General features: G+C 51.2%; 17 protein-coding genes and 1 tRNA gene. 6 read left to right on the top strand and 12 right to left on the bottom strand.

The window, feature by feature from the left end:
* Positions 1 to 97: 97 nt before the first annotated feature.
* The 11 genes from AC0QH1_RS30035 to AC0QH1_RS29985 all read right to left on the bottom strand — a co-directional run bounded on the left by AC0QH1_RS30035 (position 98) and on the right by AC0QH1_RS29985 (position 13379).
* Positions 98 to 1282 carry a serine/threonine-protein kinase gene (locus AC0QH1_RS30035; protein ID WP_324635120.1) on the bottom strand — a complete coding sequence of 395 codons (1185 nt, stop codon included), beginning with the start codon at positions 1280 to 1282 and terminating at the stop codon, positions 98 to 100.
* A 261-nt stretch (positions 1283 to 1543) separates the two neighbouring features.
* The gene (locus AC0QH1_RS30030; protein WP_324635119.1) at positions 1544 to 3505 is read right to left on the bottom strand and encodes a serine/threonine-protein kinase; all 1962 of its coding nucleotides are present in this window, start codon (positions 3503 to 3505) and stop codon (positions 1544 to 1546) included.
* Positions 3506 to 3884: 379 nt separating this feature from the next.
* Positions 3885 to 4292 (bottom strand): response regulator, encoded by a 408-nt coding sequence (locus tag AC0QH1_RS30025; protein ID WP_324635118.1) that lies wholly within the window; start codon positions 4290 to 4292, stop codon positions 3885 to 3887.
* 521 nt (positions 4293 to 4813) lie between these two features.
* Positions 4814 to 5668 (bottom strand): DUF3153 domain-containing protein, encoded by an 855-nt coding sequence (locus tag AC0QH1_RS30020; RefSeq protein ID WP_324635117.1) that lies wholly within the window; start codon positions 5666 to 5668, stop codon positions 4814 to 4816.
* 209 nt (positions 5669 to 5877) lie between these two features.
* Positions 5878 to 7212, bottom strand: a complete 1335-nt coding sequence (locus AC0QH1_RS30015) for a TldD/PmbA family protein (protein ID WP_324635116.1) — start codon at positions 7210 to 7212, stop codon at positions 5878 to 5880.
* A gap of 260 nt (positions 7213 to 7472) precedes the next feature.
* The gene (locus AC0QH1_RS30010) at positions 7473 to 7661 is read right to left on the bottom strand and encodes a hypothetical protein (protein WP_324635115.1); all 189 of its coding nucleotides are present in this window, start codon (positions 7659 to 7661) and stop codon (positions 7473 to 7475) included.
* 199 nt (positions 7662 to 7860) lie between these two features.
* Positions 7861 to 9111, bottom strand: coding sequence for a hypothetical protein (locus AC0QH1_RS30005; RefSeq protein WP_324635114.1), 1251 nt, complete (start codon positions 9109 to 9111; stop codon positions 7861 to 7863).
* A 40-nt stretch (positions 9112 to 9151) separates the two neighbouring features.
* Positions 9152 to 10477, bottom strand: coding sequence for an APC family permease (locus tag AC0QH1_RS30000; protein ID WP_324635113.1), 1326 nt, complete (start codon positions 10475 to 10477; stop codon positions 9152 to 9154).
* A gap of 253 nt (positions 10478 to 10730) precedes the next feature.
* Positions 10731 to 11195, bottom strand: coding sequence for a GNAT family N-acetyltransferase (locus AC0QH1_RS29995; protein WP_324635112.1), 465 nt, complete (start codon positions 11193 to 11195; stop codon positions 10731 to 10733).
* 393 nt (positions 11196 to 11588) lie between these two features.
* Positions 11589 to 12518, bottom strand: coding sequence for a sulfite exporter TauE/SafE family protein (locus AC0QH1_RS29990; protein WP_324635111.1), 930 nt, complete (start codon positions 12516 to 12518; stop codon positions 11589 to 11591).
* Between the two features lie 138 nt (positions 12519 to 12656).
* Positions 12657 to 13379, bottom strand: a complete 723-nt coding sequence (locus AC0QH1_RS29985) for an MBL fold metallo-hydrolase (protein WP_324635110.1) — start codon at positions 13377 to 13379, stop codon at positions 12657 to 12659.
* A gap of 777 nt (positions 13380 to 14156) precedes the next feature.
* Between AC0QH1_RS29985 and AC0QH1_RS29980 the strand changes: the two genes are divergently transcribed.
* From AC0QH1_RS29980 to AC0QH1_RS29970, 3 genes are all read left to right on the top strand, one after another.
* Complete coding sequence (locus AC0QH1_RS29980) at positions 14157 to 14840, top strand: Crp/Fnr family transcriptional regulator (RefSeq protein WP_324635109.1); 684 nt, start codon at positions 14157 to 14159, stop codon at positions 14838 to 14840.
* 45 nt (positions 14841 to 14885) lie between these two features.
* Positions 14886 to 16682, top strand: a complete 1797-nt coding sequence (locus AC0QH1_RS29975; RefSeq protein WP_324635108.1) for a M61 family metallopeptidase — start codon at positions 14886 to 14888, stop codon at positions 16680 to 16682.
* 85 nt (positions 16683 to 16767) lie between these two features.
* Positions 16768 to 17253 carry a tellurite resistance TerB family protein gene (locus AC0QH1_RS29970; RefSeq protein WP_324635107.1) on the top strand — a complete coding sequence of 162 codons (486 nt, stop codon included), beginning with the start codon at positions 16768 to 16770 and terminating at the stop codon, positions 17251 to 17253.
* Between the two features lie 289 nt (positions 17254 to 17542).
* Here AC0QH1_RS29970 and nadA read toward each other — a convergent pair whose 3' ends face one another.
* Entirely contained in the window at positions 17543 to 18517 is a 975-nt protein-coding gene (gene nadA / locus AC0QH1_RS29965) for a quinolinate synthase NadA (RefSeq protein ID WP_324635106.1), read from the bottom strand.
* 204 nt (positions 18518 to 18721) lie between these two features.
* Here nadA and AC0QH1_RS29960 point away from each other — a divergent pair, with 204 nt between their 5' ends.
* The 3 genes from AC0QH1_RS29960 to AC0QH1_RS29950 form a co-directional block, all read left to right on the top strand.
* Complete coding sequence (locus AC0QH1_RS29960; RefSeq protein ID WP_324635105.1) at positions 18722 to 19654, top strand: TIGR04168 family protein; 933 nt, start codon at positions 18722 to 18724, stop codon at positions 19652 to 19654.
* 70 nt (positions 19655 to 19724) lie between these two features.
* A tRNA-Ser gene (locus AC0QH1_RS29955) sits at positions 19725 to 19811 on the top strand.
* 173 nt (positions 19812 to 19984) lie between these two features.
* A partial coding sequence (locus tag AC0QH1_RS29950; RefSeq protein WP_324635104.1) for a hypothetical protein occupies positions 19985 to 20208 on the top strand: 224 nt, incomplete at its 3' end.

The following is a 20208-nucleotide window of genomic DNA, read 5'->3' as shown; positions in this document are numbered from 1 at the left end:
CAAATGCAATATGTCGAACGTCGTCAGTAAATCCAAGGCGGTAGGGGTTTCAATTTTAAGCAGTCGTACACCGGGAATTTGGCGCGATCGCCCCCAATTACTCTGAATTCGACTCTCCATATTCGGATTTTAACGATTCTAATTCCGCTTCAAGCGCATCGAACCCCGAGGGTTTCGCCGGGGAGGGGGTTGTGGTTTTCCCGGATTGGGGTTTGGCGGGTGGGGGCGCGTTTCCCGGGGTAAACTGACTTTTGATTTCTGCTAAATCTGCGGCGATCGCATCAAAAGAACCCGGTTGCGCGACGGTTTTGGGTGTGGGTTGGGCGGGCGGTGGCGCAGGCGCGATCGCCGGCTTGTTCGATCCGGGTGCTTTCGAGGGGGTTTGTGGTGCGATCGCCCCATCAGCAAGCGCCTGCAAAACCTCCGTCGCCGAAGAAAAGCGATCGCGCACCAGTTCTTGCAGCATTTTATCCAAAACTGCAGCGAACTGGGCGCTCACCGCCCGCCCCTGTTTCTGCAATTGTGCTTTCCACACCCACTGCGCCTCCATCGAATCGTACAAATCCTCGGGCATTTTCCCCGTCAGTAATTGCACGCAAGTCACCCCCAAACTATATAAATCGCTCGCCGGATATGCCTGACCTCCCCGCAGTTGTTCCATCGGGGCATACCCTTGGGTTCCCGCCCGGGTGCCGGTTTGCGCTAGTTGGGTGCCACTCCCTTGTTTCGCCACGCCAAAATCCACCAGCACCAGTTTCCCATCCCGACGGCGACGCAAAATATTCTCCGGTTTGATATCCCGATGCACTACCTGTCGCTGGTGAATAAACTGCAAAATTGGCAATACATCTCCCAACAATGCCCGCATCTTGGCTTCGTCAAATGTCCCCTGTTGTTTTAATTCTTCTAACAAATTCACCCCATCGATAAATTCCTGCACCAAATACCAGCGTTTCTCTTGTTCGAAATACGCATAAAGGCTGGGAATTTGCGGGTGTTCTCCCAATTGCAGCAGTTGCTCTGCTTCGCGCTTAAATAGTTCTGTGGCTTTTGCTAAAGCGGTGGTGGCTTGAATTGCGGGGAAAAATTGTTTGATGGCGCAAGAGGCGTTCAGTCGGTCTTCATCGATGCCTAAAAAAGTGCGTCCCATTCCTCCCTGTCCGATGAGTTCCACAGCACGGTAACGGCTTCGCAAGGTTAATTTCGCACCGCAACTGAGGCAAAATTTCGTTCCTTCGGGATTGGGTGGATTGGGACAGTGGGGATTGAGACAATAGGTCATAATCAGATGAAATGAACGAGTCAGCGTTAAGAGGTTATATCGGGATTTTCAATAATAGCTGGTTAAGGCGGGATATTATATGGGGTCCGGAGGAGGGGCGGCGAAATACCGGTAGAGACGCGATGAATGGCGTCTCTACAAGTTGAGTTGTCTGGACAGCGGACATGATATTATTTTTCTATTGTATCCGATAAATCGGCGATAAACATCACGCTTAAGATTGAACAATTGTGGTAATTCTCAATTCTCAAGTCTCCATTTTTATCGTCCCACGCGCCAAATTTTAATGGTTTCGTCCCAACTGCCGCTGACGACCATTTTACCACTGGGGGTAAACAGAACTGCATTAACTGCGCCGAAATGTCCGGTTAAGGTGGTTTGCAGGGTAGCACTGTGGGGTGTGCTGGGGTGGAGTTGCCAGAGTTTGAGGGTTTGGTCGCTGCTCCCACTGACGAGGGTTTTGCCATCGGGACTGAAGGCGAGGGAGTTGACGGAATCGAGGTGACTGGAAAGGGTAGAGAGCAAGGTGCCGGTGGAGAGGTTCCAGAGTTTAATGGTTTTGTCTTTACTGCCACTGGCGAGTAGGGTACCGTCGGGACTGATGGCGAGGGTATTGACGGCTTGAAAGTGGCCGGATAGATTGTATCGCACTTGACGAGATACTATGTCCCAAACATGGATGGTTTTGTCGAGTCCGCCGCTGACGAGGTGGGTGCCGTTGGTGGCGATCGCCTTAATCATGCCAGAGCGCCCGGAGAGGGTGTAGGAGGAGGGGGAGGGTGCTTCGGGGGAGCGATCGCCCAGGGGCCAGAGTTTGATCGTGCGGTCTTCCGATCCGCTAATTAACAAATTCCCTTGGGGAGTAAACGCCACCGCATTCACATCGCGTAAATGCTCCTCGAAGGTCGCGAGTCGGGTGCCGCGCTTGAGGTGCCACAGGGCGATGGTGTCGTCGTCGCTGCAACTGGCGAGTAGGGTGCTGTCGGGACTGATGGCGAGAGCGTTAATGGATTTCGAGTGTCCGCGCCAGGTGCGAAGTTGCTCGCCGGTGCGAAAGTTCCAGATAGCGATGGTATCGTCGAGACTGCCACTGGCGAGGAGCTGACCTCTGGGGTCGATCGCCAGACAAGTCACCCAACTCCCATGACCGGTGAGGGTTCGCAAGCAAGGATCCAGGCGGCTAGCGGAGTGGGGGCGATCGCCGGTGCGCGGGGGTCGGGAGGGCATGGGGGAGGCACTGCTGGGGGTGGTGATGGGGGGGGATGCCGGGGGTTTGCCTGGGGGAGGCGGCGTAGTTGCATTGCTCGTCTGGGTGGGAGAAACGCCCACGGCGGCCAAATCTTGCAATACCGCCTCAGCGCTTTGATAGCGATCGGTGACGCGATCGGCAATCATCCGATCCAACACATCCCCGAAGCGATCGCTAATATCTCGACCCCGACTTTTCAGATACTCGCGCCAAATACAGCCCTTGAGCGGATCGAACAGGGCATCGGGTTTCACGGCGGTGAGCAAATGAATGCAAGTCACGCCCAAACTATACAGATCGCTCGCCGGATAGGCTTTCCCGCTGCGGAGTTGTTCGATGGGCGCATAACTTGCAGTGCCCACTTTCGTCCCGGTTTTTGCCAAGGAGGTTTGGCTCAGTTGTTTCGCCACTCCGAAATCAATCAACACCAGGAAGCCATCTTCCTTGCGCCGCAGGATGTTGGCGGGGGTAATATCCCGGTGAACTACCTTTTTTTGATGCACAAATGCCAACACTGGCAAGATATCGCGCAGCAGTGCCAAAATCTCGCTCGGGGCAAACGCGCCTCGCTCTTTCAGGTCGTGCCACAAGGTTTTGCCATCGATAAATTCTTGCACTAAATACAGGCGTTTGTCTTGCTCGAAAGAAGCCAGCAGGGAGGGAATTTGGGGGTGAACGCCCAGTTCGTACAGTCGCAGCGCTTCTTGATTGAATAGCTCGATCGCTTTGTGCAGGGTTGCTTGTCGGGAGGCAGCGGTACCTTGCAGTTTCGGTAAAAATTGCTTGATGACGCACACCGTATTCAGTCGATCTTCGTCCACCGCTAAATAGGTTTTACCAAATCCGCCTCGGGCAATGGGTTTGATGGCGCGGTAGCGCTCTTTGAGCAGCAGACTGGCACCGCAAGTTTGACAGATGCGGCTTTTGAGGGGATTGCGGGGATGATGACACTGGGGATTGAGACAATAGCTCATCTTTTCTGGGGATAGGCGGCATGTTGTTATTTTGCCCTCCGATTTTATCGGAGCATGTCTGCAAGGGCTTTTGCGCTGGCTGTGATGCCCAACGCCGCGATCGCCGCTTTTTTTATTTTGCCCCTTTATGGCAACACTTTACAACCATAGCCCAACCGATTGCCTCGACATCCTGCGAGCCATTTCTTTACGTTTGTTTGCCTTTTATTAATTTTTATTTACTTGACGCCAATTTGTTAAGAATTGCTGTATAATGCAAAGGTTTAATTTCATCGGCGATCGCCCAACAATTTCCTGACCAATCAGAGCACGCCCCTGAATGCACCGCCACCGATGGTGGGGACAATGGGCGCAGATAAACATGCCGCCTGCCATTCGATTACTCTTTCACTTCAGAATGCTGCGGCGAATCGATAAAATTTCCCACCACCTGCCGTAATTGATTGGCGTCAAAAGGTTTTGTTAAATATTCAGTGGCTCCCGCGAGACGCCCTTGGACTTTATCAAACAGCCCATCCCTTGCCGTCAGCATGATAATCGGTAACTCCTGAAATTGAGGGATATTCCGCACCGTGCGACAAAGCTCTAAACCGTCAATTCCAGGCATGGAAACATCCAGTAATAAAATGGCCACCTGCTCGTGATAAATCATCGACAGTGCATCCACTGCATTATCTGCCACGAGGACCCGATAATCCTTATCGAGGGCGCGCTTGACCAGATCTTGCATCACGACACTATCATCTACGGCTAGAATGGTCGGGACAGGACTATTATTTTCAGACATATTTACTCTCCAGTCCTTTTTTACGTTGAAACTTATCTCAGATGGACAGGGTTGAATGACAACAGCGCGGACAAGGATTTCCTAACTGCTGGCGAATTCAATACGTTAAGAAACCACCTGAATGAGGCTCAACTCTCTAATACAACTTTAGCTTATTTTTTCAGCTAAATCTAATCGGCGAGCGAGTGTTACCCCCTTTGTTGAGGCTCGATCGCAAACCGTTTTTTCTCCTCTTCCCCTGATGAGGGGGTCAGACCCCTCACTCTTGCCGAGCGGTTCTTTGGCGTTGTGCTGCACCCTGACATCGCCGCCCCTTTGTTGGTGGTTGTTTGTGGCTCCTTGCCGTTCCGGTTGATTCCCTTCTTTTAGGATACCCGTCCGATAGGATAGGGAAAACCCTTGGGCGATGGCGCAGTTAAACCCACTCAGGGCGTGGGGGTCAATCCCCTCCCTGATATCCCCACCCCGAGGAACGGGTGGCGGATTTCAGGTTAAGTTGCAAGGTTTTGCCACCGAGGGAGTTAACTGCCCAAATTCCCGGTTTCCGCTTGGGATGGGGGGGTGGGGCGGGGGCGTTTTTTGCCAATCCCTAACAAAGGGAAAAGCAAGTCTTTGACAAAAATGCCAAATGCAACCAGCAAGCTAATGAGTAGCGCCCCAATCCCGATGGGACTGGGCACCCAAAACCCTACTTCCAGATGGTTGAGTTCTCCCGGGTGCAGCTTCCAGCGCAGTTGGCGTCCCCCATCGCCAATTTCTGGGGCGAGGGTTTCCCCAGATGAGGAAAGGGTTTTAGCGCCCCAAGGGGTGTTTAAGGCAAAGTTGAGGTTGAGCAGGGCACCGGGACTGACTAACACGCTGCCACTGGAAGAAATTGCCCCGAGCGATCGCAAATCCAAATCATAGCTGAGCTGATTGTAAATCGCCAGCAAAAAGTTTTTCTGCTGCAAGCTCATCTTGGAGGAAATTTGTGGAAATTCCCCCAAGCTATCCGGTTGCGATCGCGCTTTTTTCTGCTCCACTGGGTTAAAAAATTGATTAAATTTCTCCACCAGTTCCTCGCCATTATTAAACGGAATCGTCACGGCGATTTCGCGCTCCGAGATTCGCTTGACCTTCCCGCGCAACTGCCGGGTGCGACGCCGGATGCTGTCTAACCATGCCTCGGAAGTGGAACTACTAAATGCCTTCAGTCGTTCTGAGATTTGGATATGCTGGACGATTTCCCCGTGGGTCTGACTCTCGAAATTGATGCCCACATCATAGTCTACACAACCGGTGAGCAGGAGAGGCACCAACAGGAGAATTATCCAGCGGCGCGATCGCCCCCAGGCATGGCAAATTTGCCCCCAAAAGGCACCTCCGACTTGACTCATTGCTAACACTGCTGATTTCACAAATGCCTCCGAAATAAAATGTATGAATTGAGAATTAAGAAGTGCGGCAAAAGTCTAAAGATTTTCTTAATTCTCAACGGCTAAGTTCAGCTTTTTTTTACAATTTACACCCCCCTAGGCACACCCGGGCAATGCCAGACCCCGGAATCGAGACCTGGGGAAGCTGGGGGATGTGAAGTCGGCGAGAGTTATGCGCGCGAGGAAACACCGAGTTGGGCGAATTGGAGACTGGGCAGATAGGCACCGCCGCCCACCCATTCGGGTTGATTTCCCAAATCGACTAAATTATTGAATGCCTCAAAAATACTGCCGGCCACCATTGTATTTTTGACGCGACCGACAATTTCGCCATTTTCGACTTTGTAACCCAAGTCGAGATTGACGGAAAATTCGCCGGCGAGTTGGTTGGATTGACCCGCGCCGAGGACTTGTTCGACAATCAGTCCTTCTTTCATGGAGGCGATCAGGTCTTGGGTGGAGGTGTTGCCCGGATTCATGCACAGATTGACCAGATCTGGGCCGGGGCGGGACAATCCGCCGCGAAATCCGTTGCCGGTGGATTGGACTCCCGCCCGGGCGGCCCAACGCCGATCCCAGTAAAATCCTTGTACGGTGCCGCGATCGATGAGGACTTGCTCGCTGGTGGGGGTGCCTTCATCGTCAAAATTGCACGCAGAGGGTCCTTTGCTGGGGTCTTCGTAGAGGGTGAGGCGATCGTCAAAGACTTTTTCCCCCACTTTATCCGCTAGGGGAGAGGCTTTTTGGACTACCACTTGCCCGGAGAGGATGATATCGAACAGACTCAGGAGGGTGCTGGTGGCGGCCCTGGGGGTAAATAGAACCGGATATGAGCCGTTGGGGATAGTCGCTTGTCGTTCTGCTTGTTGGTATTTTTGCAGCAGATCGGCGACGAGGCGATCGTAATTTGGGGTGCGATCGCGGGCGACATCATAGCTATAAATTTGCAGGAAGTCTTCCCCTTTGACCAGATTTCCGCCAATACTGGCACTGAGAATTTGGCTGCTGCGCTTGGCATAGACATCGTTGCTGGTGGCAATTTTCACGATGCCACTGCGAACGTGAAAGCTGATATCCACCAGAATATCGCTGTTGTAGGCATGAACTTGCTCGATTTGGAATCGCCCGAGATCCACTAATTCTTCGCTGGTGGGAGGGCGGTAGGTGCTCGGCGGTTCAGAAACGCGCAGGTTGCTGGCAAACTCGAATTCTGCCGTGTCGCCGATTTTGGCGGTTTCCACGGCGGCGTCTACCAAGTCTTCTAGGCGCGTTAAGTCTGTGGAACTGGCAAAGCCGATTTTGCCATTGCAAATCACTCGCAGTGCAACCCCCTGCAGGGCTTTGGTTTGCAGTGATTTGAGGCGGTTGTTTTCAAATTCGATCGGGGTGTCTTGGCTCGAAACGTAGTACACTTCGGCAGAGTCTACCCGAGGTTTTGCTAAGTCCAGGATTTTCTCCAGGGTTGGATCGCTCACGATTACTGCTTCTATTGCTGATTTCTTCATCGATTTTAGGGCGGATGGTGCCGGAGCGCTACCCGTCTCTGGAAGGAGTTGCAAAGGGTGCAAAGAAAAATTAAGAATTGAAAATTGAGAATTGAAAATTGAGAAGCGTTAATCTCGGGGGTTCGGCAGGGGCACCCTCCCCTTCGCCCTCTGATTGCTTTACCTGATGTGTATGTATAGTTTGTGGGGGTGCCGAAACAGGAGGGTTTTCCCGGAAAATGTTCCTGGAGGTTAGGTATTGTGATATTCTTGGTGTGAATTTAGTGGGAGCGATCGCCCTGCTGGGGGGAAGCCCCTCGGTTCCCACGCCGTTTCATCTGCTGGATCTGCAAAAACACTTGCTGCCACTCCGCCACCAGTTCCCTAGCCGTATCGTCACTGTGGAAATCCAGATAGGTGATGGTTTTGCGAATTAAATACTCGAATTCTGCCGGGGTCATGGAGGACATTAAAGCCTTTCCTTCAAATCAGTGTCCCTATTTTATAATATTTCTTTGACGTTGGGACAGTAAAACCGCCCCTTTTGCATGAAATAAAGAGCAATAAGGTTGAAAATGGCGTTCCCAAGCGATGCTGGAAACGCCGGGTGGGATAAAGAAAGCACACCCCCCTTTACCCCATCAACTGAGGGGTGAATGTCGCCCAAACTTACGGTTGCGACGCGCTATCCTCTTTGGTCGCCAGCATCAAATTCGAGTCATTATAGTATTTGTAGCCGATACCAAAATTCAACCCCTTAATATTTGAATTGTTTTGATAGACTTGACGCAATTTCGGCTGATACATATTGGCAAACAACTCGATAGGCTGGATGTAGGTGCCATAAAACGTCAAATCCCACTTTTGCTCATCAAAATAGCGCAGGGGAATGCCCGAATCATCCTGCAGCACGTGACTGCTTTGGTCGAAAATCAGATTGCGAATTGTGGAAAAACTATCGTAGTGCATCAGATAAGATGCCGCCTTCAGATAGGTGACAGGCGTACCCATTTGCCGGACAAACTCGCTGAATTCCGGCGTTTTCTGTAATCCTTCATCCGATAAATCTGTGGAGAAATAATACACCGTGCGCGGTTCGGATGCTCCTTCTGGCAAAAAGGAAATTTTCACCCCGGGAATCATCCCTTGGGTATTTTCTCCATTGTCCAAAATTTGAATTTTCGCCTCTTTATCCAACCCCACATAATTTACATCTAAGATTTGATTGTTCGTCCGCGCCATAAAAACGAATAAAATTGGCAAAACCCCTTTGTCTGCCAAATCCACCGCCATATCTTTGGTGCGGAAAAAGCTAAATTGCAAAATGGCATAGAGGGATTGATTGACGTTTTGCAATTTGCTATTTAATTGCCCCGGGGAAAGATTTTGCAAGTTAGGAATATCTCCCACCGGTTCGAGACCTACCATGACAAATTCCCGCCCTTCGGGGAATAGAGAATAGCCATACAAGAAATCCGGTCCGCTAAAGGGGTAAAAAATCGGTGGGGATGTGGCATTAATGGATTTGAGTTCGCTGGCGGCCCATTTTCTGACTTTAGAAATTTGTTGAGCTTCCAGTTGTTCCCAGGAGGTGTTTAATGCATAGGCATAGTCGTTCCAAGCGCGGGTATCTTGTACGGAGGCGATCGCGCTGTTGTCGTCTACTTCCATCCCCGCTAACAGCTTCGCCGTATCGGTTAATAGGGCGGCTTTTTCCATGTCGAATTCCGCCAGGGGGTCTGCGGATGTTTCGGGGGTTTGCGCTTGCGTTTCGGGGGTTTCGCTCACCTCGGCGGTTGGGGAACTGACGGGGGTGTTTTCTGCGCTGACTTGCGCTTCATTATTCGTGGCGCAAGATTGAACCCCAAGCAACAGGGTTGCGATCGCCAATAACACAGACAGGGAAGTTTTTTTGTTCATGGAATTTATCTGCTAAGTGACTGAAAGGCAAGGAAAAGCGTTAGTAATCTGAAGAAAACCGTTTCTTTTTGGAGGCGAAAAGGTACAGGGGAAACCCCAAACCAATGATAGCCAATCCGGCGAGGGATTCTTGTGGTTTGCCCATGAACAGAAATACCAAAATCCACAGGCTAATCCCGAGGAAAATGAGCGGGGTGATGGGATATCCCCAGGTTTTATAGGGTCGGGGAATATCGGGATATTTAATCCGCGAAACAAACACGCCCAAAACGGTGAGGAAGGAAGATAAAGTTAGGGTAAAGCCGAGAAAGGCAATCACGGCTTCAAAGGTAGAAGTAATCGTCAGCACTAACACGATTCCCAGTTGCAAGAGAATGGCATAATGAGGAATGCCACTGCTATTTTTCTTGGCGAGGGGTTGAAAGAAGGAGATATCTTCGCCGATCGCTTGGGTGACGCGCGGGCCGGCCCAGACCATCGAACTAATGGAAGAAATCAAACCGAAGGCAATTAAAAAGCTCATCAGTTTTCCCCCGGATTCGCCAAAAATTGCAGCGGCGGCGATTGCTCCAACTTCTAATTCTCCGGCGAGTTTGTCAATCGGGGTACTGTAGAGAAAAATAAAGTTAAGCAGCAGGTAGAGTACCATGACGATAATTGTCCCCAATAATAGCGATCGGGGAATATTTTTCTCCGGTTGTTTGACTTCACTGGCTAGGTAAATCGACGCATTCCAGCCGGAGTAGGAATAGGTGACGTAGACTAAGGAAATGGCAAAGGGGGCGCTGAAGATTAGCGGCAGATCTTCCCCGGATGGCAAAAATCCAATCTCTTGGGGAGTGGCTAATAGGAACCCACAGACAATCAGGGCGACAATCAGCAGCACTTTTAACAGGGTTAAACTATCTTGAAAGTAGCTGCCAACTTTGACATTTCGCATGTGAATTAGCGAAATCAAAATCACGACGATCGGGGCGATGGCTTTGGGTTCTATAAAGGAAAGGATGCTGGAGGAATATTGCCCGAAGGCCATTGCTGCAGCGGCGATCGGGGCGGCAAATCCAACGGTAATGGAGACCCATCCGGATAAAAAGCCGATCGCGGGATGGTAAATCTTGGAAAGAAAGTGATATTCGCCGCCAGATCGGGGCATGGCGGCACCTAATTCTCCATAGCAAAGTGCGCCACACAGGGCAAAAATACCCCCCACAAACCATAAAAATAGTAAGGAAAAACCGGATTTAATATCCACGGTTTGAAAGCCCAAACTCGTGAATACGCCGGTCCCGATGGTGTTGGCGACCACAATGGCGATCGCTGTCAGCAGGCCGATCGCCGGTGGGTTTGCAGTTTGTTGTTCCTTCATTAATCAGGGAAATTATTGGTGTTTGACTCAGAAAGCTAGCGGTCTGTCTAGTTTATATCGCAATACTCACACCCTGATGGGGGTCAGGAACGGATGTTCCCCGGCCTTTTGGCCAAATAAGCCTATTAAAACTCAGATTCTCGGTTCTGTCGAGGGAAAAATGACGGGCAATCTGGATCGGGGTGTCGAAAGTTCCCGATTGGACTGAATTTACGGGACTTTGAGGGTCGCAGTGGAACCACCAAAAATTATTTTATGGTAGCGGTTGATACTGCATGATGGTGACGCCGAGGGGCAATACTTTCGATCCGAGTTGTCCCACGGCAAATTTGGTTTTTAGCGGTTTGGGTAAAGATTCCCAAGGGACTTCCACAAACCCAAATTTCCGATAAAACTCTACTAACCATCCCATGCATTCGAGATAAAGCGGTTCGCTGGATTGGCGAATCAGCGCTTTGACTAATGCTGACCCCAACCCGCGATCGCGCCACGATCTCGCCACCACCATGCTTCCCAATTCTTGGCTTCCGGAAAATCGCCGCAACTGTCCGCAAGCGACGATTTTTCCCTCGCATTCGATCGCGATAAAGTTTTGCCAATGTAATTGGGTCGGATCCAGTAGGGCGCAGAGCACTAAGATGCGAATCGCCCACATATCGCGATCGCGCGCCGGTCGAATCTGGCATTGTGCAGGTAGATCCCTGGGTTGTGCGTTCATCACAGTCAGTCTCGGTTTGCAAAGCGGGTCTTTTGTCTTCCCTTGACTGTATCTGTTTTTGATGACGGATTTTAGCCACACCGCTTTATTCCCTTTTTCCGCGATCGCGCGATCGCTCTTCTCCCCCCAATTTCATCCCCCACCCGTCCAAACCCAGTTGGGAAAAGGGATAGGGGAAAATCAAAAAAATTCCTGTTTGAAAAAATTATTAATTCTTGATTTTTAATTGTTAATTATTAATTAACAATTCTTTATTCTTGATTTGTTAAAGTCGGTGCGTGACCCCCGGCGTTTATGAAGTGTCGGTTCCACCAATTGAATGGCGGGGGTCACACACCCTACGGTTGCTTTACCCCCGGCGTTGAGTCGGTTCCCGGAATTGAATGGCGGGGGTCACACACCCGACGATCGCTTCGAAGTGAATGGTGCATTCTGAGTTGTTAATTCCCACTTTGCGGTTCGATTGACGACTTCTGCTTTGGTGGGACGAGTAAAGGCGCTTCTATTTTGGAACAAAATAAATGCAGCCATTGCTAACAAGAAAAAGCCGAACCATTTTTGTAGCTGTTTGGCTTGGACGAAGCGGCTGATATATGCGCCTCCGGCAATTCCCAAACTGGCGGCGACAATAAAAGAGGCTATTAATTGCCAATTTAAGGGAATATCACTTTGTAGATAGCCGAGAAAGGCGGTGACGGAGTTGGCGACGATAATCACCAGGGAGGTGCCTACGGCTTCTTTCATTGGGGTTTTGCCGAGTAACACTAGGGCGGGAACGATCGCGAATCCGCCGCCCACTCCCACCAATCCGGTGAGAATTCCCACGCCTAAACCTTCCGCCAGCAGCAGCCCTAGCTGCACCGCATCGTTCGCGGAGTCGGAGGATTTTGTGAGTGTACTTTCGCTATCCGGGTGATTCGTGACCTCACTTTGTGTGGTTTTCGGGGCGGGAGGTTTGGAGCCTTTGCGAATCATAAATCCTGCCGCTACCAGCATCAGCACGGCAAAGAGCAGCAGTTGCATTGTGCCGGAGATAAAGGGCATGTTGGCGAGGCGGGCACCGCCATACGCGCCTACCATCGTTGCGGAACCAAAGATGGCGGCTTTTTTCAGATTGACGTTGCCCAGTTTCCAGTGGGGAATCACGCCCAATAAGCTCACGGTTCCGACGATCGCCAAACTCATGGCGATCGCGCTTTTTGGTTCGACGCCCATCACGTACACTAAAATCGGGACGGCCAGAATCGAACCCCCTCCGCCAATTAAACCGAGGCTGACTCCAATTAATGCAGCAAAAATATGACCGATAATCCAACTCATCATTATTTTATTCTTATCGATTCTGACGCGAAAAAATTCCCCAACCTTTCCTCGGATAGCGAGAGTTTTCTCGAGCCTAATCAAAGAAATGCTAGCAGTTGCGATCGCGGAAAGGTTGGGGGTCGGAGGAAAAACCTCCCGTTACTGAGAAGCGCCTACGGTTTGACCGCACTGTTGGTTCGCCGGAACCGCTTCCATAATCTTTTTCGGATCGGGCAGGTTGAGGTTGTTCATCAGTTCGATGAAGCTGTTGCGATCGCGCAGGGTTCCCGGGCTATCCACATTCACAAACCGGGGATTCCAGCGCTTCTCTTCGCCGATGGTGGACACCGTATGACCGCGATAATCGTGACCCGGATACACTAAGGTTTCATCCGGCAAGGTGAAGATTTTTTGGGTGATGACATCGTACATCGTTCCAGGATCGCCACTTTGAAAATCGGTTCGCCCGCAGCCTCGGATAAATAAAGCATCGCCGGTCAATACCCGGTCGTTATTCACCAAAAAGGCCATGTGGGAGTCAGTATGACCCGGGGTGGCGATGGCTTTGATGGGAATCGAACCGATTTGCAAGGTTTCCCCATCTTTGATGTGGCGGTCCGCGCAAGCGGCTTCCGCATTTTCCGGAACTACGCCCACACAGTCGGTGAGTTCGCGCAACTTGCCGGTGCCGGTGATGTGGTCGGCGTGGATATGGGTTTCGAGACCGTAGCGCAGGGTGAGTCCCAATTCAGCGATGAGCTGGCGATCGCGTTCTACTTTCTCCAGTACCGGATCCACCAATACGGCCTCTTTTGTAGACTCATCGGCAATTAAATAGGTGTATGTCCAAGTGTCGTAATCAAATAATTGGCGAAATAGCATAGGTCGTTAAAGATTAAAGGTTGACAGTCGATTCTCGAGAGCGATCGCTTTTGAATCGGTTCCCGGATCCTCTGGCTTGGGATCCGCGATCGCCTTCCAAAGCTTCTGGTTCTACTATATAGCTCAATAGTGATTAAGTCAAGTAAAAAAATATTAAGTTATGGGAGCGAAACATTCATTGTCAGTGATTATCAATTTGGGATTAACAATAAAGAATTAGGGATAATTAATAAAGAATCGTGAGTCGGTGCAGAGGGTGGAGGGAAAATCGAGGCAAAGAGGGATTGGCCGAGAAGCGCAATTCCTGCGTGCATCGGGGGAAAAGGGGGTGAGTAGAATCTCGGGGCAAAAAGTAGCAACCCAGTCAAAACGTGAAACAATGAACGGCAGATGGAGTGTATCAGGAGGGGGAAAAACCCGGGGAGGTAGTGGATCCAGAAGCAAGAATCACGGAAAGCGAGGGGGGGATAGCGATCGCCCGAGGGAGAGTGGAGTGCAGCCAAAGGGTCGAGAAAGCAGGTAAAATCAGAACAGTTGCAGATCGGAAAACTCCAAGCATCTTTTCCGCGTGCCAAAAGAGTTGTTGTGTGGCAATCTGCTAATGGAGGAATAAAATCCATGTTTTATCCGCCAGCCAGCCCAAAACCAACCCACTGAAATGCGCTTAGCCTTTGAAACATCAAAAATAGAAAAAATTCGGATCTTGTTCGTATCAGCCCGCGTATCCAGCGGCTGTCCTATAATACCTATCCTTATTCCCTAACCTGAATATCTTTCATGCAGACCGAAGCCTTTAGTGAGCTTTTTCCGCTATTTAGTGCCGCCAACCCAGAGACATTGGAATGGCTGTTGTCCGTTGCGGTCGAGCACGAGTATCCAGCAGGCAGAGCCGTCTTGATGGAAGATGCCTGGGGCAATGCCGTTTACTTTGTGGTCAGTGGCTGGGTGAAAGTCCGCCGCCTGTATGGGGACAACGTCGTCACCCTCGCGATTCTCGGTCGCGGAGATTTTTTTGGCGAAATGGCAATCTTAGATGAATCCCCCCGATCGACGGATGTGATTGCCCTGTCCCCGGTGCAGCTTTTGAGCGTATCCGCGCAACGGTTTATTCAAACCTTATTTAAAGACGCCCAGTTGCATCACCGGATGTTGCAACTGATGGTCAGACGACTGCGACAGACCAATGTGCGGTTTCAACTGCGAAAGCGTCCCCCTGCCGTGAAGCTAGCCAATACCCTGGTGTCCTTAGCGGAAAATTATGGCCAATCCACCGAGAAGGGATCCGAGATTTATAACATTCCCTATAAAGACTTGGCCGATGTCACCGATATTGGGGTCGAAGAGACCACCAAAATCATGGAAAAACTGCAAAGCAAGGGGTGGGTAGAGATTGATGAAGGCAACGAAGCGATGTATTTAGTCAATCTCAAGCAATTGACCCATCTTGCGGGACATGTTTAACCTGACAGATCCAGTAGCCGAACACCCGAAGCAAGTATTTATCCCATGACTGAAGCGACGACGATGCCCGGGATCGCCAAACCCGCGATCGCCCCCCAACTTTACTATCAAGTGGCCATGAGAGAACCTCAAACCCACTTGTTTGACGTGATGCTGCGCCTGCGCGGATGGCAAGAGTCCGTATTGGACTTAAAAATGCCCGTATGGACCCCCGGGTCTTATTTAGTGCGCGAATATGCCAAGCACCTGCAGGAATTTTCCGCCTGCGACCCAGACGAGCGATCGCTGTCCTGGCGCAAAGTCAGCAAAAACCACTGGCAAATCGACACCCCCGGCATTTCCGAAATCATCGTGCGCTATCGCATCTATGCCAACGAGCTAACGGTGCGAACCAATCATCTGGATGCCACCCACGGCTACTTTAACGGGGCGGCGTTATTTTTCTATGTCCCCGGGTTTGAACGCAGCCCCATCGAAGTGCAAATTATCCCGCCCAACCCGGAATGGCACGTCAGCACTGGCTTGAGCGCCGTGAAACAGCGCTCCAACACCTTCCTAGCGGAAGATTTCGATACCCTGGTGGATAGCCCTTTTGAAATCGGCACCCATGACTCCCATTTCTTCGAGGTGGAGGGGAAATCCCACGAACTCGCCATCTGGGGACAAGGGAACGCCAAACCCGATCGCATCATTTCCGATACCGAAAAAATCATTCAGGTGGAGAGCCAACTGTTTGAGGGTCTCCCCTACGATCGCTATTTATTTATCCTGCATCTGTCTTCCCAAGGATATGGCGGCTTAGAACACAAAAATAGTTGTTCCCTCAACTATCCCCGCCTCGGGTTTCGCGCCCCCGAAAAATACAACCGCTTCATGCAACTGGTGGCCCATGAATTCTTCCATTTGTGGAATATCAAGCGCATCCGCCCCAAACCCCTGGAAGAGTTTGACTACGAGGGAGAAAGCTACATCAGTGCTTTGTGGTTTTGCGAAGGCACCACCAGTTACTATGACCTGATAATTCCCCTGCGCGCTGGCATTTACGACGCCAAAAATTTCCTGCAAGGATTGAGCAAAGATGTCAATCGGTTGCAGAATACCCCCGGGCGACAAATTCAACCGGTGAGCGAGTCGAGTTGGGATGCCTGGATCAAGCTTTATCGCCGGGATGCCAACAGCGATAACAGCCAAATTTCCTATTACCTGAAAGGAGAAATGGTCTCCTTATTGCTGGATCTGCGAATCCGCGCCCGCCATAAAAATCAGCGATCGCTCGATGACGTGATGCGCCAAATGTGGCAGCGCTTTGGCCAACAAGAAATCGGCTTTAGCGACGACGACTTGAAAGAGGTTCTCGAATCCGTCGCGGAGGAAGATTTAACCGACTTCTACGCCCAATACATCCACGGAACCACCGAATTACCCTTCGATAAATACCTCGCCCCCTTTGGTTTAAAACTGCAAGCCTCCAACAATGGCCAAGATGCGGTGCCATTTCTCGGCTTGAGCGTGAAAACCGAAAACGGCAAAGCGGCGATTAAATTCGTCGAAACCGGATCTCCGGCGCACCAAGTCGGTATCGACCCGGAGGATGAATTGCTCGCCATTGACGGGTTGCGCGTCACCGCCGACGATTTAAACGAGCGGCTGAAAGATTACCAACCCGCAGAGCGCATTCAAGTGACGGTGTTTCATCACGAGCAACTGCAGACTTACCCAGTCACCTTGGGGGAACCTCGTCCCACCCAGTATCAAGTGGTGGCCCTGCAAAAGCCCACCGCCAGCCAAGAAAACCTGTTTCGCGGATGGCTGGGCGGGTCTTTATCTCGAGTTAAAAGTTAACCCCCCGCTAGGGTGGCGGCGGAAGAGGGGAGCGATCGCCTGTTAGGGTAGTAGCAACTGTCTATCCACTGCGGAGAAAAAACCTATGGCAATTCAACCCCCACCCCCGCCCTCGATTACCCCCCGTCAGATGAATTTACTGCGAGTGGTCACGGCGATGGCTTGGGCTGATGGCGAATTGGCAACAGAAGAAGTCGATTTAATGCTGCATCGCTTTAGCGACTTATTTGCCAACAGCAGCGAACAACAAGAACAACTCAAACAAGAATTGAAAGAGTACATGATGCAAAACATTCCGCTTGAAGAGTTAGTTCCCAAACTCCAAAGCCAAGCGGAACGAGAATTGGTGCTGCATCTGGGCTATCAAGTCATTGCGTCGAGTTCGCGCACCCCTGATGAACCGAAAATTAACACCGAAGAAGCTCAAGCGTATCAAAAATTAGTCGAGTTGCTCGATTTGCCCCCAGAGGCGGTCAGCCGCATCCAAAAAGAAGCAGAAACGGGCTTAAGCAGCGATGAAAAATTAGTCGAAACCCTCACTCAAAGACTGAAGGAATTTCTCGCCCAATAAACCGCTTTGTTTCTGCCACAATTATCGCATCACTCTGATGTAGGGTGGGAAATGCCCACCTTACATTCGTTTTATGGGAGTAGATGTAGGGTGGGAAATGCCCACCTGACATTCGTTTTATGGGAGTGACAATCCAGGACGATTTAGGGAATTAAAGGGACAATGGAAGCGGGGGATTGAAATCGCGCCGAGGGAAACTTTCGTCCGCCGATAGCCCTACGGGCATAGCAAAGCTGACGCGGAGTGTTTTATTTTACATGGATGCGGGCGCACATGAGATGAGGCGGTGTTAAGCGCTCATTTCCAGCATCCGTTGAATGGGTTTGAGGGCGGCAATGCGGATATCTTCTGGTAAAGTAATTTCTGGAGCGCGATTTTTCATGGCCAGATAGAGCTTTTCTAGGGTATTGAGCCGCATGTGAGGGCACTCGTTGCAGGCACAGCTATTCATGGGCGGTGCGGGGATAAAGCGCTTGTTGGGGGTTTGCTTTTGCATTTGGTGGATGATGCCCGGTTCGGTGGCGACGATGAACGAATCGGTAGAACTGGATTGGGCGTATTTGAGCAAGGCACTGGTGGAGCCAATATAATTGGCGTGACGGAGTACCGGGGGTTCGCACTCGGGGTGAGCGAGGATTTGGGCGTCGGGATGTTCGATTTGCAGTTGGACGATTTTTTTCTCAGAAAAGTTTTCGTGGACGATGCAGCTTCCTTCCCACAGCACTAAGTCGCGCCCGGTTTGTTCCATGACGTAGCGACCGAGGTTGCGGTCTGGGGCAAAAATAATGGGTTGGTCTTCGGGGATGGCGCTGACAATTTTAACGGCATTGGAACTGGTGCAGATGATGTCGCTCATGGCCTTGATGCGCGCCGAACAGTTGATATAGGAAATCACCAGATGGTCTGGATGGGCGGCTTTAAATTCGGCAAAGGCATCGGGCGGGCAGCTATCGGCGAGGGAGCAGCCGGCTTCTAGGTCGGGTAGCAATACTTGTTTGTGGGGATTGAGGATTTTGGCAGTTTCGGCCATGAAGTGAACGCCGGCAAAGACGATGACATCGGCGTTGGTGTTGGCGGCTTGGCGGGACAGTCCGAGGGAGTCGCCGATATAGTCGGCAATGTCTTGGATGTCTGGGTCTTGGTAGTAGTGAGCCAAAATTACGGCGTTGAGGTCTTTTTTGAGCTGGTTGATGGCCTCGAACAGGTCGTCGGGGATGGCTGGGGTTTTGGTAGAATCTCGGGGAAGTAATGTAGCAGTAAACACAGTTGGCGGTGACCTAATCTCGAATTTTCTAGGGTTCTCTAGTTTAATTATAGTGCTTTTTACCAAAAATGACAGGGGGTGGAGAATTGAAAGTTAAGAATTCTTGAGGGAAAATTGCGGGTTGAAGATTAGAAATTTTTGGGGGGCAATGTTGCCGGGGGCGTTTATTGCCTATGCTGGATAAGGTCGGCAATAGAGAGAGGCATGAGCAATCAGAAGTATCGGAAAACTGGGATAACGATCGCGGTGGTGGGTGACGTTCACGAACAGTGGGAGGCGGCTGATGAGGAGGCGCTGAAGCATTTGGGGGTGGATTTGGTGCTGTTGGTGGGGGATTTTGGCAATGAGTCGGTGCCGATCGTGCGGGCGATCGCGGCTTTGGATCTGCCCAAGGCGGTGGCTTTAGGCAACCACGACGCCTGGTACACTGCCACTCCTTGGGGACGCAACCACTGTCCCTACGATCGCGCCTCGGAAGACTGGGTAAACGAACAGTTAGATTTGCTCGGCGAGACCCATGTGGGATATGGCAAGTTGGATTTTCCCGATCTGGGGCTGACTGTGGTGGGGACTCGTCCGTTTAGTTGGGGCGGCCCGGAATGGAAGTATGCGGATTTCTATCGCGATCGCTACCGGGTCAATAATTTTGCTGAGTCTACGGCGCAAATCATGCAGGCGGTGGAAGCGGCGCAGTTCGATACCTTGATTTTTCTGGGGCATAATGGACCGAGTGGGTTGGGCGATCGCCCGGAAGACCCCTGCGGGCGCGACTGGAAACCTCTGGGCGGTGACTTTGGCGATCCGGACTTTGGGCGGGCGATCGGCCAATCTCGTGCTTTAGGCAAAACCATCCCCCTGGTGACTTTCGGTCACATGCACCACACCCTGCGCCATACGAAACAACAATTGCGAAAATCTCTCCATGTCTGCGAAGACCGTACCGTTTATCTTAACGCGGCTCGCGTCCCGCGTATCGTGCAAACCGACACCCACAAGTTGCGGAATTTTTCCCTGGTGGAATTGCATCAGGGTGTGGTAAGGCGCGCTGCTTTGGTTTGGGTGGACGAGCATTTCCACATCGTTTCTGAGGAAGTTCTCTATTGCGATCCGGCTGAGGCTGTGGTGCAGTTGGCTTAAGCCTTACAGATTTTTTCAATTTATTGCGCCACTTGGCCGATTCTCGGGTTAAAATAAGTTTAGCCGCACTGGAGAGGTGGCAGAGTGGTCGATTGCGTCTGACTTGAAATCAGATGAGTCCGCAAGGGCTCCGGGAGTTCGAATCTCCCCCTCTCCGTCTTTTCTCAGGCTGGCCGCCTTGCAGTAGGGAGGTTCTCCGTCAGCCCGAGGCACCAGTCTGTGCCTTCTCGGTTCCGCGCGGCGGATTGAAATTGGGATTTTTGGGAAAAAGTATGTTATAATTGATGGTGAAGGTTAGGCGCTGGGCAGGAAGCAAAAGCAATTTATGCAATGCTTAAGCGCCCTGCCTCGCCCTTCGGCTTCATTGTACCCGATGCGGATTTTTTTGTCAAGGGAGAACCTTCCATCCCGCCGCCGGCCTCGGGATTGGGTAGAGCAATCTATGCAATGCTTAAGCGCCCTGCCTCGCCCTTCGGTTTCATTGTACCCGATGCGGATTTTTTTGTCAAGGGAGAACCTTCCATCCCGCCGCCGGCCTCGGGATTATATAAACC

The organism is Phormidium sp. CCY1219 (genome assembly GCF_055795085.1).
Note: the sequence above shows the minus strand (reverse complement) of the source record. Positions and strands in the feature narration are given on the sequence as shown.

What these genes read in the sequence shown, in the direction of transcription:
- AC0QH1_RS29980 (WP_324635109.1), top strand. Translation starts at nt 14,157, where the DNA reads ATGCAGACCGAAGCCTTTAGTGAGCTTTTTCCGCTATTTAGTGCCGCC.
- AC0QH1_RS30020 (WP_324635117.1), bottom strand. Translation starts at nt 5,668, where the DNA reads ATGAGTCAAGTCGGAGGTGCCTTTTGGGGGCAAATTTGCCATGCCTGG.
- AC0QH1_RS29985 (WP_324635110.1), bottom strand. Translation starts at nt 13,379, where the DNA reads ATGCTATTTCGCCAATTATTTGATTACGACACTTGGACATACACCTAT.
- AC0QH1_RS30010 (WP_324635115.1), bottom strand. Translation starts at nt 7,661, where the DNA reads ATGTCCTCCATGACCCCGGCAGAATTCGAGTATTTAATTCGCAAAACC.
- AC0QH1_RS29970 (WP_324635107.1), top strand. Translation starts at nt 16,768, where the DNA reads ATGGCAATTCAACCCCCACCCCCGCCCTCGATTACCCCCCGTCAGATG.
- AC0QH1_RS29975 (WP_324635108.1), top strand. Translation starts at nt 14,886, where the DNA reads ATGACTGAAGCGACGACGATGCCCGGGATCGCCAAACCCGCGATCGCC.
- AC0QH1_RS29990 (WP_324635111.1), bottom strand. Translation starts at nt 12,518, where the DNA reads ATGATGAGTTGGATTATCGGTCATATTTTTGCTGCATTAATTGGAGTC.
- AC0QH1_RS30030 (WP_324635119.1), bottom strand. Translation starts at nt 3,505, where the DNA reads ATGAGCTATTGTCTCAATCCCCAGTGTCATCATCCCCGCAATCCCCTC.
- AC0QH1_RS30025 (WP_324635118.1), bottom strand. Translation starts at nt 4,292, where the DNA reads ATGTCTGAAAATAATAGTCCTGTCCCGACCATTCTAGCCGTAGATGAT.
- AC0QH1_RS29960 (WP_324635105.1), top strand. Translation starts at nt 18,722, where the DNA reads ATGAGCAATCAGAAGTATCGGAAAACTGGGATAACGATCGCGGTGGTG.
- AC0QH1_RS30000 (WP_324635113.1), bottom strand. Translation starts at nt 10,477, where the DNA reads ATGAAGGAACAACAAACTGCAAACCCACCGGCGATCGGCCTGCTGACA.
- AC0QH1_RS30005 (WP_324635114.1), bottom strand. Translation starts at nt 9,111, where the DNA reads ATGAACAAAAAAACTTCCCTGTCTGTGTTATTGGCGATCGCAACCCTG.
- AC0QH1_RS30015 (WP_324635116.1), bottom strand. Translation starts at nt 7,212, where the DNA reads ATGAAGAAATCAGCAATAGAAGCAGTAATCGTGAGCGATCCAACCCTG.
- AC0QH1_RS30035 (WP_324635120.1), bottom strand. Translation starts at nt 1,282, where the DNA reads ATGACCTATTGTCTCAATCCCCACTGTCCCAATCCACCCAATCCCGAA.
- AC0QH1_RS29995 (WP_324635112.1), bottom strand. Translation starts at nt 11,195, where the DNA reads ATGAACGCACAACCCAGGGATCTACCTGCACAATGCCAGATTCGACCG.